Source organism: Litorisediminivivens sp. KMU-197, from assembly GCF_056858395.1.
Window position 1 is genome coordinate 1 of sequence record NZ_JBXEQG010000011.1, and the last position, 13,863, is coordinate 13,863.

Annotated in this window: 10 protein-coding genes, 1 pseudogene and 1 riboswitch; of the genes and pseudogenes, 3 read left to right on the forward strand and 8 right to left on the reverse strand. The window is 65.1% G+C overall.

Going from position 1 to position 13,863, the window contains the following annotated elements; all coding sequences use genetic code 11:
* Positions 1 to 135: 135 nt before the first annotated feature.
* From AC04PT_RS17290 to AC04PT_RS17315, 6 genes are all read right to left on the reverse strand, one after another.
* On the reverse strand, positions 136 to 1,506 hold the full coding sequence (locus tag AC04PT_RS17290) for an aminotransferase (RefSeq protein ID WP_482874990.1): 1,371 nt from the start codon (positions 1,504 to 1,506) through the stop codon (positions 136 to 138).
* 127 nt (positions 1,507 to 1,633) lie between these two features.
* Positions 1,634 to 3,109 carry an NAD-dependent succinate-semialdehyde dehydrogenase gene (locus tag AC04PT_RS17295; protein ID WP_482874991.1) on the reverse strand — a complete coding sequence of 492 codons (1,476 nt, stop codon included), beginning with the start codon at positions 3,107 to 3,109 and terminating at the stop codon, positions 1,634 to 1,636.
* A 419-nt stretch (positions 3,110 to 3,528) separates the two neighbouring features.
* Positions 3,529 to 4,695 carry a DNA recombination protein RmuC gene (locus AC04PT_RS17300; protein WP_482874992.1) on the reverse strand — a complete coding sequence of 389 codons (1,167 nt, stop codon included), beginning with the start codon at positions 4,693 to 4,695 and terminating at the stop codon, positions 3,529 to 3,531.
* A complete protein-coding gene (gene mutL / locus AC04PT_RS17305) occupies positions 4,692 to 6,539 on the reverse strand; it encodes a DNA mismatch repair endonuclease MutL (protein ID WP_482874993.1) in 1,848 nt (615 codons plus the stop codon). The genes AC04PT_RS17300 and mutL overlap by 4 nt, the downstream gene beginning before the upstream one ends.
* A gap of 388 nt (positions 6,540 to 6,927) precedes the next feature.
* Positions 6,928 to 8,268: an ammonium transporter gene (locus tag AC04PT_RS17310; protein WP_482874994.1), complete on the reverse strand. Its 1,341-nt coding sequence runs from the start codon at positions 8,266 to 8,268 to the stop codon at positions 6,928 to 6,930.
* Between the two features lie 25 nt (positions 8,269 to 8,293).
* Positions 8,294 to 8,632: a P-II family nitrogen regulator gene (locus AC04PT_RS17315; RefSeq protein WP_482874995.1), complete on the reverse strand. Its 339-nt coding sequence runs from the start codon at positions 8,630 to 8,632 to the stop codon at positions 8,294 to 8,296.
* 260 nt (positions 8,633 to 8,892) lie between these two features.
* Here AC04PT_RS17315 and AC04PT_RS17320 point away from each other — a divergent pair, with 260 nt between their 5' ends.
* Both AC04PT_RS17320 and AC04PT_RS17325 read left to right on the forward strand, forming a co-directional pair.
* The gene (locus AC04PT_RS17320) at positions 8,893 to 11,064 is read left to right on the forward strand and encodes a transglycosylase domain-containing protein (protein ID WP_482874997.1); all 2,172 of its coding nucleotides are present in this window, start codon (positions 8,893 to 8,895) and stop codon (positions 11,062 to 11,064) included.
* A gap of 151 nt (positions 11,065 to 11,215) precedes the next feature.
* Positions 11,216 to 11,845 carry a hypothetical protein gene (locus AC04PT_RS17325; protein WP_482874998.1) on the forward strand — a complete coding sequence of 210 codons (630 nt, stop codon included), beginning with the start codon at positions 11,216 to 11,218 and terminating at the stop codon, positions 11,843 to 11,845.
* On the opposite strand, the gene AC04PT_RS17330 is transcribed toward AC04PT_RS17325, so the two are convergent.
* Positions 11,780 to 12,124: a DUF6471 domain-containing protein gene (locus AC04PT_RS17330; RefSeq protein WP_482874999.1), complete on the reverse strand. Its 345-nt coding sequence runs from the start codon at positions 12,122 to 12,124 to the stop codon at positions 11,780 to 11,782. The genes AC04PT_RS17325 and AC04PT_RS17330 overlap by 66 nt on opposite strands.
* Between AC04PT_RS17330 and AC04PT_RS17335 the strand changes: the two are divergent.
* Positions 12,042 to 12,443 (forward strand): annotated as a pseudogene (locus AC04PT_RS17335) (transposase); the annotation flags it as partial. The gene AC04PT_RS17330 and the pseudogene AC04PT_RS17335 overlap by 83 nt on opposite strands.
* A 179-nt stretch (positions 12,444 to 12,622) precedes the next feature.
* On the opposite strand, the gene metK reads toward AC04PT_RS17335, so the two are convergent.
* Entirely contained in the window at positions 12,623 to 13,789 is a 1,167-nt protein-coding gene (gene metK, locus AC04PT_RS17340; RefSeq protein WP_482875000.1) for a methionine adenosyltransferase, read from the reverse strand.
* A gap of 8 nt (positions 13,790 to 13,797) precedes the next feature.
* A riboswitch (SAM-SAH riboswitch) is annotated at positions 13,798 to 13,846 on the reverse strand.
* Positions 13,847 to 13,863 lie beyond the last annotated feature (17 nt).

Sequence of the window (13,863 nt, forward strand, 5' to 3'; positions counted from 1 at the left end):
AAAGTGAAGCCCGGCAGAGTATCCCTCTGCCGGGCTTTTTCCATGTCTCGCCTCCGGGGATCGTCCAAGTGCCGGGCTGGCCATGAGGCCCCGGCTCAAGGCCGGCGCGACGAAGCTCCATAGCCGGAGCAGCGCCTACCCCAGCACCTGCGCCACGGCCTTGGCGGTCTTGCCGGCCACCTCGTCCGCTTCATCGCGGGTCAGGCAGAACGGCGGCGCGAAGCCGAGGATATCGCCCTGTGGCATGGCCCGCGCGATCACCCCCTGCCCGAGCAGCGCCGCCGCGACCTGCGGACCGACCTTGTCCGAGGCGTCGAAGAAGGTACGGGCCTCGCGGTCCCTGACGAATTCCACCGCGCAGAGCATGCCCTCGCCGCGCACCTCGCCGATATGCGCGTGTGCGCCCAGCGCCTCGCCCATGACCTTGTTGAAATAAGCCCCGGTCTCGCCCGCGTTGGTCACCAGATCCAGCTCGTCGATCAGCTTGAGGTTGGCCACCCCCGCCGCCGCCCCGATGGGATGCGCCGAATAGGTCCAGCCGTGGCCGATGGGGCCGTTCTCGTCGGTGCCCTGCTCCAGCACCTTCCACATCTTGTCCGACACGATGGAGCCCGACAGCGGCGCATAAGCCGAGGTCAGCCCCTTGGCGATGGTGATCAGGTCAGGCTTCAGCCCGTAGTGTTCCGACCCGAACATGGTGCCCAGACGCCCGAAGCCGGTGACCACCTCGTCGGCCACCAGCAGGATGTCATGCTTTTGCAGCACCTCCTGAATCGCCGCCCAGTAACCCGCCGGCGGCGGCACGATGCCCCCGGTGCCCAGCACCGGCTCACCGATGAAGGCGGCGATGGTGTCCGCGCCCTCGCGTGCGATCAACGCCTCCAGTTCCGACACGCAATGCGCCACGAACTGCTCTTCGCTCTGGCCCTGATCCGCGCGGCGGAAGTAATACGGCGCCTCGGTGTGGACCACCTGCGCCAGCGGCAGGTCGAACTTCTTGTGGAACAGCTCCAGCCCGGTCAGCGACCCGGTCACCAGCCCCGAGCCGTGATAGCCCCGCCAGCGCGAGATGATCTTCTTTTTCTCGGGCCGGCCGAGGATGTTGTTGTAATACCAGATCAGCTTGACGTTGGTCTCGTTGGCATCCGACCCGGACAGGCCGAAATAGACCTTCGACATGTGCGCGGGTGCACGGTCGAGGATCATCTTGGCCAGCGTGATCGAGACCTCGGTGCCATGCCCGACGTAGGCATGGTAATAGGCCAGTTCGCGCGCCTGTTCGGCAATCGCCTCGGCGATCTCCTGCCGGCCGTAGCCCACGTTGACGCAGTAGAGACCGGCGAAGGCATCCAGAAGCTTGGTCCCGTCACGATCCTCGATGTGGCAGCCGCTGCCGGTCTTGATGACGCGGTGCGCCGCGTCGCCGCGGGCGAACTCGGCCAGGTGGGTCGAGGGGTGGAAGAAGTTCTCCCGGTCCCATTGCTCCAGCATGTCGTTTCTCAGCATCTCGTCCAGTCCTTTCCTTCAGGGCCCGAAGCGCGTCCCGCTCCTTCATCTTGCCCGACAAACTCCCGCCGGAGGCTCCCGCAGTCTTGCACCACGGTGCCGCCGGCGCTTTCGCGCAACCCGGGCCTCAGGCCCAGTCGCGGCAGACGTATTTGATCTCGGTGAAGGCTTCCATCCCCTGCCGCGCCCCTTCGCGCCCCAGCCCGGACTGCTTCATGCCGCCAAAGGGAATGGGCGCACCGGTGACCTTGGTGCGGTTGACCGCGACCATGCCGAATTGCATCGCCCGGCTGACCCGGTAGATGCGGCGCGGGTCCAGCGAATGGACATAGGCCACCAGCCCGAATTCGGTGTCGTTGGCGCGGGCCACGACTTCGTCCTCGTCATCGAACGGCAGGATCGCCGCGACCGGGCCGAAGGTCTCTTCGCGCAGGATCGCCGCATCCACGGGCACGTCGGCCAGAACCGTGGGTTCATAGAACAGCGGTCCCAGTGTGTGGCGCTTGCCGCCGGTCAGCACCCTGGCGCCCTTGGCGACGGCGTCGGAGACATGCGCCTCCTGCTTGGCAATTGCCTTCTCGTTCATCAGCGGGCCGATATCGGGGTCCGCCATGCCGCGCCCGACGGTCAGGGCTTCGGTCGCGGCGGTAAATTTCGTGCAGAAAGCGTCATAGACCGCGCGTTCCACGAAGATCCGGTTGGCGCCGAGACAGTCCTGCCCGGAGGTGGCGAACTTGGCCTTGATGGTTTCTGCGACGGCCTGATCGAGATCGGCGTCGTCGAACACGATCACCGGCGCGTGACCGCCCAGTTCTAGCACCAGTTTCTTCACCGTGGCGGACGACTGGCGATAGAGCAGCCGCCCGACCTCGGTCGAGCCGGTGAAGGAAAGCACCCGGACGCGTGGGTCTTCGGTCCAGGGCGCCACGATGGTGGCTGCGTCGCCCGTCACCACGTTGAACACGCCCGGTGGGAAGCCCGCGCGCTCGGCCAGTTCCGCCAGCGCCAGCGCCGAGAATGGTGTCTCGGCCGAGGGGTGCGCCACCACGGTGCAGCCGGCGGCGAGCGCGGCGGCGGCCTTGCGGGTGAGCATGGCCGAGGGGAAGTTCCACGGAGTGATCAGGGCAGCTACGCCGACCGGCTCGCGCCAGAGCTCGACCTCGGCGTCGGGCAAATGGCTGGTGACGCCCTCGATGTTGGGACGGCGGGTCTCCTCGGCGTAGAACTCCACGAACGACGCCGCATATTCGATCTCGCCCCGTGCCTCTGAGATGGGCTTGCCCTGTTCGAGGACCATGAGACGGGCCAGATCCTCGCGGTGTTCGAGCATCAGCTCGTACCAGCGGCGCAGCAGGCGCGCCTTGTCCTGCGGCAGGGTCAGGGACCATGTGGAGAAGGCCTCTTGCGCGGCGTCGACGGCAGAACGGGACTGGCTGGCGGAGAGGCTGGCGACCGCGCCGACGGTCTGGCCGCTGGCGGGGTCGGTGACGTCGATCATGGCGCCTTGGTCGCCCGAGACCCATTTGCCGTTCACATAGGCAAAGCTGCGGATCAGCCGGACGTCTTCGAGATCGGCGGTGATGCGGACGGGGTGATGGGACATGGCGGCCTCCTGCTGGTTCGCGGTCAGGATGGCAGCGACAGGCAGGCGGATCGGCCTTGTTTGTGCGGTGTGGGGAGAGGAAGTCTCCTTATTTGAGGACTTGGCGAGAAGGATCGTCTGGTATCGCAGTTTGGCAGCGTTTGGGTGCTACGGACCTGAAGCGGACGTCCGGGGTGCACACCAAGTGCGTTAACAGCGGCCGCAGGCCGCCGCGCATCGCCGGGCCGCCCTCCGGCACGGCGATATGGCTGCCCGACGCATAACGGATTGAGGGTCCAAGGATGCTGCCGGCATAAGTGGCATTCACAAGCGTCGGCTCGCCGCACCTAGGCCCGGCGATGCGCGGCTTTGCGTCCAGCGGCAACCCCAAGGTCCGCTCTAAGCCAAGCCACCCGTGGGTCTCCACTTTTCGCTTCTGGCTAGCGATGAGTCAGCGGCACCACAGTCTCGCCGGGCTCGGGGGCCAGTTCCTCGAAATCGAAGTTGTCCAGCCGCCGCGCCCGCCGCCCGGCCTTGTCGGCGCTGATCTTGATGTCCGAGATGTCCTTGGCCGCTTGCCCGAAGTGCCGGTCGAGGTTTTCCACCCGCGTGCCGAGCCGTTCCACATCGGCGAACAGCAGCCCCAGTTCGCGGCGGATGGCGCCGGCCTGTTCGCGCATCCGGGCGTCCTTGAGAATTGCGCGCATGGTGTTGAGCGTCGCCATGCAGGTGGTCGGCGAAACGATCCAGACGCGCCGGTCGAAACCCTCGCGCACCACCTCGGGAAAGTTGGCGTGAAGCTCGGCATAAACCGCCTCGGAGGGCAGGAACATCAGCGCGCCCTCTGCCGTCTCGCCGTCGAGGATGTAGCGCTCGGCGATGTCCTTGATATGCTTGCGCAGCGACTGGCGCAGCGCTTGCGCGGCGCGCTGGATACGCTCGGGGCTGTCGGCGCGGCGGAGCGACTCGTAGGCTTCGAGCGGGAACTTGGAATCCACCGCGATCGGCCCCGGCGGGTTGGGCAGGTGGATCAGGCAATCGACACGGCGGCCGTTCGACAGCGTGGCCTGAAGTGTGTAGCTGTCCGACGGTAGCGCCTTGGTGACGATGTCGTTGAGCTGGATCTCGCCAAAGGCACCGCGGGTCTGCTTGTTCGACAGGATGTCCTGAAGCGACAGCACGTCGCCGGACAGCCTTGTGATATTGTCCTGCGCCTTGTCGATGGCGGTCAGCCGCTCCTGCAGTTCGCCAAGGCTGTGGGCGGTGCGCCGGGCCGAGCCGTGCAGGTTCTCCTGCATCTGTTGCTGGACCTGCGCGAGGCGCTCCTCCATCAAGTGCAGCATCTTGATCTGGCTCTGCGCCTGCGCCTCGCTGACATGGTGCAGACCGCCCGAGAGCCGCTCCTGCCCGTCGCCCAGCGCCTGAACGCGCTGGCTGAGGGCGCCGATCTGCAGCGCCAGAGGTTCGGCCAGCCGGGCCGAGCGGCCGGCGGCGCGAGCCGTCGCGATGAGCAGCCAGAGGACCATCACCAGCAAGAGGCACCCGCCGAGCATGGCGAGGGCTTGCGGATCGGTGAGGTCCAGGGTGGTCTTGCCCAGCTGGATCATGTGCGTCCGAAGAGACGTTCGATATCGCTCAGCTTCAGTTCCACGTAGGTCGGGCGACCATGATTGCACTGACCGGAATGCGGCGTCGCCTCCATCTCGCGCAGCAGCGCGTTCATCTCGTCTGCCTGCATCCGGCGGCCCGAGCGGATCGAGCCGTGACAGGCGACGCGGGACAGGATGGCGTCGATGCGGTCCTTGAGCCGGGCGCTCTGGCCCATGTCGTGCAACTCGTCGAGGATGTCGCGCAGCAGCGCCTCGGCGTTGACCGCGCCGAGGATGGCGGGGGTCTCGCGGACCGCCACGGCACCGCCGCCGAAAGCTTCGATGGTCAGGCCGAGGGCGTGCAGCTCGCTGGCATGCTCCATCAGCAGGGCGCGGTCGGTGTCGGACAGATCGACCACTTCGGGGATCAGCAGCGCCTGAGCCGCGATGCCGTTCTCCGCCGCCTGCCGCTTGAGCTTTTCGTAGACCAGCCGTTCGTGCGCGGCGTGCTGGTCGACCAGCACGATGCCGGTCTCGGTCTGGGCGATAATGTAGTTTTCATGAACCTGCGCCCGTGCGGCACCGAGGGGACGGTGGACGGGCTGATCCTCGGGCTGCGACGTGTCCGGTTCGGTGGTGGGTTCGACGCGGGCGCTGTAGGCCTCGGTCATCTCGGCAAACCCCGGCGCCTGCGCGGCATAGGCGGCGGCGCGGGCCTGCGGGCCGGGACGGTCCATCTGGTAGACGCGGGGCTGGGTCTGTTCCGGTTGCATCGCGCCGAGGGTGGCCCCGGCGACAGTGGTCGAGGCGCGGTGCCCGGCCCCGGCCAGCGCGTGACGCAAGCCCGAGACGATCAGGCCACGGGCGAGGCCGGGGTCGCGGAAGCGGACTTCGGACTTCGCCGGGTGGACGTTGACGTCGACAAGATGCGGATCGCAGTCGAGAAACAGCGCCACGGCAGGGTGCCGGTCGCGAGACAGGAAATCGGCATAGGCCCCGCGCAGCGCACCGTAGAACAGCTTGTCGCGGACCGGACGGCCGTTGACGAACATGTATTGCGCCACGGCGGAGCCGCGCGAATAGGTGGGCAGCGCCGCGAAGCCGGTCAGGTGCAGCCCCTCGCGTTCGGCATCGAGCGGCACCGCGTTGTCCGCGAACTCGCGGCCGAGGATTTGCGAAAGGCGGCCGTTCAGTGCATCGAACAGCTCGCCCGATTGCGGCTCGGCGCGGAAGCTGGTGCGCTCGCTGTCGCCGGTGACGTCGCGCAGGGTGAAGCCGACGAAGGGCTCGGCCATGGCGAGGCGTTTGACGACATCGGAAATCGCCTGCATCTCGGCCCGGTCCGAGCGCAGGAACTTGAGCCGTGCCGGGGTGGCGAAGAACAGGTCGCGCAATTCGACGGTGGTGCCACGGTTGCAGGCGGCGGGTTTGACGGGGGCATGATCGCCGCCCTCGACATGGATGGTGGCGGCCTCGGCGTTGGTTGCGCGCGAGGTGATCGTCAGGCGGCCGACCGCGCCGAGGCTGGGCAGCGCCTCGCCCCGGAAACCGAAGGAATGGATGTTCAGCAGGTCGGAGCCGTCGATCTTGGAGGTGGCGTGACGCGACAGCGCCAAAGGCAGTTGCGCGGCGGACATGCCGCAGCCGTTGTCGCGCACCCGGATCAGGGATTTGCCGCCGGCGGCGACGTCGATCTCGATCCGCGTGGCACCGGCGTCGAGGGCGTTTTCGACCAGTTCCTTGACCGCCGACGCTGGCCGTTCGACCACCTCTCCCGCTGCAATGCGGTTGACGGCGGACTCATCGAGTTGCCGGATCTCGGGCGCCTCGCGGTCGCGGATATTGGGGTGATCGTCCTTCATGACGCAAAACCTAGCATGGGGGTGTTTGATTCTGCGAGGGGGAAAGAATGGGATCAGGGCTTGGCTTTTCGGATGGCCGAGCGGGGTTCGCCTGCGCCTGTCCTATTGAGGCGCAACCCCAGCCCGGAAGGTGCGCATGCGCTCTGCCCGACCTCGGGAGGGCCTTTCAGTTTCGTAGGGCTTCTGTTGCCTGGCCGCTCCGACCGCACCGACCAAGACCTCTGTGGAAGTCTGCCCTCCCGGGGGGGAGGTCGGGCAGGGCGCATGCGCGCCGGGTGTGCGGTCAGGCGATGAAGCGCGTCTGTTCTGATCTCGTGACAGGCAGTCCGCAGACGCGGAAGGCCCGGACGTGACAGCCCGGGCCTCCTTGGTTCGTTTCAGGTCAGGATCACCCCTTGGAAAACTCCGGGTAGGCCTCCATGCCAAGCTCGGCCATGTCGAGACCGTTGATCTCTTCTTCTTCGCCGACGCGGATGCCGGTCACGGCCTTGAGGATGAACCAGATCGCGCCCGAGACCACGAAGACGAAGATGCCGACGACGAGGATCGCGTAGAGCTGGGTGCCGAGCGAGGCGTCACCGTTTGTGAAGACCACCGCGATGGTGCCCCAGATGCCGGCAAGGAGATGCACCGGGATGGCGCCGACCACGTCGTCGATCTTCAGCTTGTCGAGGAAAGGCACCGCGAAGACGACGATCACGCCGCCGACCATGCCGATCAGCGTGGCGACACCCAGCGTCGGCGTCAGCGGCTCTGCGGTGATCGACACCAGACCGGCCAGCGCACCATTGAGGATCATCGTGAGGTCCGGCTTCTTGTACATCAGCTGCGTCAGGATCAGCGCGGCGACGGCGCCACCGGCTGCGGCGGCATTGGTGTTGGCGAAGATGCGGCTGATGTCGGCGACGTCACCCACGGTGCCCATCGCCAGCTGCGAGCCGCCGTTGAAGCCGAACCAACCCAGCCACAGGATGAAGGTGCCGAGGGTGGCCAGCGCAAGGTTGTGACCCGGGATCGGCACGGTGCGGCCATCCTTGGTGTACTTGCCGATGCGCGGCCCGAGGATCAGCGCGCCCGCCAGAGCGGCCCAGCCGCCGACCGAGTGCACCACGGTGGACCCCGCGAAATCGAGGAAACCCATCTCGTCGAGGAAGCCGCCGCCCCATTTCCACGAAGCCTGCAGCGGATAGATGACCGAGGTCAGGATCACGGTGAAGATCAGGAAGGGCCAGAGCCGGATACGCTCGGCCAGCGCGCCCGACACGATCGAGGCAGTGGCGGCGCAGAACATCAGCTGGAAGAAGAAGTCCGACCCGGTCGAGGCATAGCTGTAATCGTCGGCCGCATCGGCGGTCACGCCCACGGCCTCGAGCACGCCCGGCCCCCAGACGCCCGACAGCACGCCGTCGACCATCCATGTGCCCAGCGGATACATCAGGTTGTAGCCGATCAGGTAGTAGAAGATCGCGGCGAAGGAAAACAGCGCCACGTTCTTGGTCAGCTGCATGGTGACGTTCTTCGAGCGCACCAACCCGGCCTCGAGCATGGCGAACCCGGCCGCCATCCAGAACACCAGAAAGCCGCCGATCAGGAACAGCAGCGAGTTAAAGATGAAGACGCTGTCGGTCGATGCGTTGACGCCCGCGACGGGGCCTTCGTCCTGCGCCAGCCCGAGGCTCGGCAGCGCGATCAGCGCAGCTGCAAGGCCAAGTTTGGTAAGTGTTTTCATTGGTCTGTCCCCTTGTCCGGTCGCGTCACAGCGCGTCGTCGTTGGTTTCGCCGGTGCGCACCCGCACGGCCTGTGCCACGTCGAGCACGAAAATCTTGCCGTCGCCGATCTTGCCGGTCTGGGCGGTGGTGGTGATGGTGTCGACGACCTGGTCGGCCATGGCCGCGCTGACCACGATCTCGAGCTTGATCTTCGGCACGAAGTTCACGGCGTATTCGGCGCCGCGGTAAATCTCGGTGTGGCCGGACTGCGAGCCGAAGCCCTTGATCTCGGTCACCATCATGCCGCGGACACCGATGCCGGTCAGCGCCTCGCGCACCTCTTCAAGCTTGAACGGCTTGATCGTCGCTATGATGAGCTTCACTGTCTTCCCTTTCGGTAGGCGCACCCCCGAGGCGCGCTGATTTCGCACCCGCAGAAAAACGCCGGGAAGGGCCGTGCGTGAAGATTTCGCCGCGGAAACCACCGGGCAAAGCCGAGCATTCGCCTAATTTTTGGGCGAAATACGGTCCCTGCCTAATAATCAGTCATCAAATAAACCGGAGCGCCAACCGGTCGCACTCTACATTTCCTGTCGAAAGGGCTAGGTATGGCAAAAGTCAAACGCCCGAGCAGGTTCGTGACATGAGTGATTCCAAAGGTCGGAAATCCCGCCTTGTGGCCGATAAGCGGTACTCCAGCAAAACCGGCGCGCAGCCGCCAAAGAAGGCTCCGCCCCGCCGAAGGAAGAAGCCTGCCGCGCGCAAGCCCGGCGGTCCGCTCGGCTATCTAGCGGCTTTGGTGCGCTGGGTGTTGCGGCTGATCTGGCGGACCGGGCTGACGGTGGCGGCGGTGATCGCGCTGTTGGTCGGCGCGGGGGTCGCCTATTACTACACCACCCTGCCCCCGGTGCAGGAAATGCTTGACGGGCGCGCGCGCGGATCGGTCACCATGCTGGACACCGGCGGTGAGGTCTTCGCTTGGCGCGGCGAGCAGTTCGGCGGCGCGATCGACGCGGCCACGGTCTCGCCCCATCTGCGCAACGCGGTGGTGGCCACCGAAGACCGGCGCTTCGACAGCCATTTCGGCATCTCGCCGCGCGGCGTGGCCAGCGCCATCAAGATCAACCTCAGCGAGGGCCGCGGTCCGCTTTCGGGCCACGGCGGCTCGACCATCACGCAGCAGACCGCCAAGCTGCTGTGCCTCGGCCAGCCCTACGACGAAGACATCTGGAAGACCGAACGCGCCTATGAATCCGAATGCCGCGAGGGATCGCTTTGGCGCAAGATCAAGGAGGCCACCTATGCGCTGGCCCTTGAGGTCAAATATTCCAAGGACGAAATCCTGACGATCTACCTCAATCGTGCCTTTTTGGGTGAAGGAGCGCGTGGCTTCGAAGCGGCCAGCCAGCGCTATTTCGGAAAGTCCGCGAACGAAGTGGAACCGGCAGAAGCGGCGATGCTGGCAGGGCTGCTGGTGGCGCCTACGCGCTATGCGCCGACCAACAACCTGGAACGGTCGCAGCGGCGCGCGGCCACGGTGATCCGGCTGATGCGCGAACAAGGCTACCTGACCGACCGAGAAGCTGACTTTGCCCAGGCCAACCCGGCGGTGCTGTCCGAGGCCGCGGAGGCCGAGGCCGGCGGCTATTTCGCCGATTGGGTCATGGCCTCGGGACCGGAGTTCTTTACCCGCAACACCACCGAAGACGTGATCATTTCCACCACGCTGGACCAGCGCATCCAGAAGGCCGCGGAAGATGCGTTGAAGGTGATCTTCGAGGAAAAGGTCAAGGACACCTCGAAGGCGCAGGCGGCGATCGTGGTGATGTCGGCCGACGGCGCGGTGCGCGCCATGGTGGGCGGGCGCAAGACGAAGGTTTCAGGTGTGTTCAACCGCGCGACGCAGGCGCAACGCCAGACGGGGTCGTCGTTCAAACCCTTCGTCTACGCCACGGCGATGGAGATGGGCTATTCGCCGCTCGACGCGGTCCGGGACGAGCCCTTCTGCATGAACATCCCCGGGTCGGGCGAATGGTGTCCGAAGAATTACACCAACGACTTCAAGGGCACGGTGACGCTGACCGACGCGCTGAAGCATTCGCTGAACATCCCGGCGGTGAAGATCTCCGAAGCGCTGGGCCGCGACCTGGTGCAGAAGGTGGCCTATGACTTTGGGATCGACAGCGCGCTGGCCGATACGCCGGCGATGGCGCTCGGCGCGTCGGAATCCACGCTGATCGAGATGGTCGGCGCCTATGCCGGCATCCTCAACGGCGGCTCCTCGGTCACGCCCTACGGGCTGGTCGACCTCAAGCTTCTGGGCGACGACGCCCCGATGATGGACGCCACCGGGGGCATCGGCGAACGGGTGATCCAGGAACAGGCGGCCGGTCAGCTGATCTACATGATGGAGAAGGTGGTCTCGGAAGGCTCGGGCCGCCGCGCCGCCCTGCCCGACCGGCAGGCCGCCGGCAAGACCGGCACCACCCAGGCGGCGCGCGATGCCTGGTTCATCGGCTTCACCGCCGATTACGTGGCCGGGGTCTGGATGGGCTATGACGACAACACGCCGCTGACCGGCGTCACCGGCGGTGGCCTGCCAGCCGAGATCTGGCGCGAGGCGATGATCCGCATCCACGAAGGTCTGCCGGTCCGCGACCTGCCGATGGTGGCACCCGTCCGCCCCGAGCCGGAGCCCGCGCCGCAGGTCAGCCAGCAGCAACCCCGCCAGAAGCAGCGACAGGGCCAGAAGGTCGGCCCGGTGGTGGAAACCCTGGTGGAACAGGTCCTGCGCGACCTCTTCGGCGGACGCTGAGCCCGCGCGCAAGGCCGCCACAGCCTGCGCTTCTTCTGGCCGGAAATATCCGGCCTTATGTATCAAACGCATCAAGCCGGTAGCGAGCGGGGTTAAGAAATGACTCCACTTGGTAAGTGTATCCGCGCAGCATTAATTTATGGCGCGAATCTTGCGATATCTTTCAAGTTTTTTTGTCTTGCTCGTGCTCACAGCAATTTTCGAGCCGGCGGTCATTGCAGTGTTCGAGAGATGGGGGTGGCACGACAACCCTGAACGCATTGCGGGCGCCGTCGTGAATTGGCTGGCGCGCATCGTTGGTGAAGCAGCGTTCCCATGGGTCGCTGCCGCCGTATTGGGGGTTGGTGTCGGCGTCTGGTTGCACTATTTGGCACTAGCAAAAGATCGACGCACCCCCACGAAAGCAGAAATTTTCCATTCGCTGGACCGACGACTTGCATTGGTGGCGAGAAAATTGACGACATTGGTTAGTGAATGGAGTTATGCGCCGCGCCACCAAATTGGACAGTGGCCCGCTGATACCGCGGGCGCATACGCGGCGTTAGAGGCAGACCTATCAAAATTGGGTGTCTTTGTCCCTAGCTTGAGTGACGTAACCATACGACAGGATATCGAGTTGCGCGTCGCGGCGGCAAAGGGGATATGCGACTTTCTGTTTCAGCACAGCGTCAACGGCCAACTTAAAGAGGCTAAGGCAGCATCAATATTACTGACCTCAGAATTTTATGAAAAGTTCCCTATCACCGATGGCAACCAAGCACTGAAGAAAGAAGGCCGCTGAGAACCCGCCCCTGCTGATCTTGTTGTTCAGGTTTCGCTCGTTCTCCTGAACGCCGATTTCGGCCAGTTTTTCCGCCAACTGTGCGTAGGTTATCCCCCTGCGCTTCAGCTCACCCTTCAACAGGTTCTTTGCCTTGGTCTCGTACTCTTGCGTTACCGGATCATCCTTTCGTGCGCCCATGGCAAACCTCATATATGGACGCACCCTGCCGTTTGTCGGCACAAGCGAAGCCGAAGGCGTGGCGCTGGCAAACGAGAACGTTGACCGCATGGCAACCATGTCGGCAGACGAAGCCTCGCATTGGGTCTTGCTGCTCGCCGGTTGGGCGGTGGATCGCGTCAACCACTCCGAGGTCTACAGCGACCACGGCAAGCACACCAACATGGTGGAAAGCTACTTCTCCCGCCTGCGCCGCATGGTGGTTGGTCAGCACCACCACGTTTCGCCGCAGTACCTCTACTAGTACGCCAACCACGCCGCATGGCTGGAAGATAACCGACGCACCGACAACGGCACGCTGGCGCAGATCATGGTGTCGAACTCAATGGCCGCGCCGGTCAGCCGCCAGTGGACGGGGTATTGGCAGCGTGCTGTTTAATGTTTCAACTCCAGAGGTTGAAGCCAGACCGCATCAGTGGCTAGATAATTCACATGGGCGGGATATGCAGCTCTGATCTTGGTGCGTTTGATACATAAGGCCGGAAATATCCCGGGGGGTCTGGGGGGCAGCGCCCCCCCAACCTGTCGGCACGCGCAGGCGTGACGAAATCGCTTTGGTTACACCGACTTCTTCAGCGTCTCGGCCAGATCGGTCTTTTCCCAGCTGAAGCCGCCATCCGCCTCCGGTTCGCGCCCAAAGTGCCCGTAGGCCGCGGTGCGCTGGTAGATCGGCTTGCAGAGATCCAGGTGCTCGCGGATGCCGCGCGGGGTCAGGTCCATGCTCTTCGATACCGCCTTCTCGATCTCGGCTTCCGAGACCTCGCCGGTGCCATGGGTGTCGACGTAGATCGACAGCGGCTTGGCGACGCCGATGGCGTAGGACAGCTGCAGCGTGCAGCGCTCGGCCATGCCTGCTGCCACGACGTTCTTGGCCAAATAGCGGGCCGCATAGGCCGCCGAGCGGTCCACCTTGGTCGGGTCTTTCCCGGAGAACGCCCCGCCGCCGTGGGGGGCCGCGCCGCCGTAGGTGTCGACGATGATCTTGCGCCCGGTGAGGCCGGCGTCGCCGTCCGGTCCGCCGATCACGAAGGTGCCGGTCGGGTTGACCCACCATTCGGTCTTGTCGGTGATCCAGCCCGACGGCAGCACGTCGCGGATGTGGGGCTCGACGATGGCGCGGATGTCGTCGGAGGACTGGTATTCGCTTTCGTGCTGGGTGGAGAGCACAATCGAGGTCACTTCGACAGGCTTGCCGTCTTCATAGAGTACCGACAGCTGGGACTTGGCGTCGGGGCGCAGTGTCGGCTCCTGCCCGGATTTGCGCACTTCGGCCAACCGGCGCAGGATCTTGTGGGCATACTGGATCGGCGCCGGCATCAACTCGGGCGTTTCCCTGACGGCGTAGCCGAACATGATGCCCTGATCGCCGGCCCCGTCGCGGTCGACGCCCTGGGCGATGTGGGCGGATTGCTCGTGCAGGAAGTTCAGAACGTGGCAGGTGTTCCAGTGGAACTTCTCCTGCTCGTAGCCGATGTCCTGGATACAGTCGCGGGCGATTTGGCCGATGCGGCCCATGTAGTCCTTCAGCCGTTCCTGGCTGCTGAGGCCGACTTCGCCACCGATCACCACCATCGAGGAGGTGGCGAAGGTTTCGCAGGCGACGCGGGCATTGGCCTCTTCGGCCAGAAGCGCGTCGAGGACAGCGTCCGAAATGCGGTCGCAGACCTTGTCCGGGTGGCCTTCGGAAACCGACTCGGAGGTGAAGACGTAATTATCGCGTGACATGTGGGAAGTGCTCCGTTGAATTGAAGGCGTCACGCCAGGAAGCCGTTGTGACGCCCGAATGGCTTGGCGCTACG